The organism is Streptacidiphilus monticola (assembly GCF_042658505.1).
In the GTDB taxonomy this organism is placed as follows: domain Bacteria; phylum Actinomycetota; class Actinomycetes; order Streptomycetales; family Streptomycetaceae; genus Streptacidiphilus; species Streptacidiphilus monticola.
Window position 1 is genome coordinate 1 of record NZ_JBHSQJ010000193.1, and the last position, 545, is coordinate 545.

General features: G+C 68.1%; 1 protein-coding gene. It reads right to left on the reverse strand.

What is annotated here, in order from left to right:
• Positions 1–450 (reverse strand): PadR family transcriptional regulator (locus tag ACFP3V_RS31270; RefSeq protein ID WP_380591048.1); only part of this gene is annotated, 450 nt, incomplete at its 3' end.
• Between the last annotated feature and the right edge of the window lie 95 nt (positions 451–545).

Consider the following 545-nt stretch of genomic DNA (forward strand, 5'->3'; position numbering starts at 1 on the left):
ATGGAACAGCGCGTGGTCGCAGACCAGTTGGTCGGCCAGGTCGCCGGACGCCTTTCGCCGTGTCAGTTCCCGCATCAGCCGCAGGTGTTCGGCCCGTTGGGTGTCCAGGATCTGCGTGGCGCTGCGGTGGGTGAGCAGCGCCAGGACGACCTTGGTGTAGAGCGTGGACTGCAGGTACGGCTCGGGCTTCTCGGGCTGTGCGAGCCAGGCGCTGACGTCGGTGACGCCCGCGTCGGTGATGGCGTAGCGCTTGCGGTCCGGCCCCTCACCGGCTTCCACGCCCTCGACCTCCACCAGGCCGTTCTTCAGCAGCCGGGCCATGGTCGAGTAGACCTGCCCGTAGTGCAGCGGCCGGTCGTGGCCGAACTTCTCGTCGAAGGCCCGCTTCAGGTCGTAGCCGTGCCTGGGCCCGGCCTCGAGCAGGCCGAGCAGTGTGTGCCCGATCGTCATGGCGACGACTATACACACCATGTATACACCGCGTGCATAGTCGGCAGGACCAACGCCCCGGGGAGGCGTCGTCGCAGGTCGGGCCCTTCCGGTCA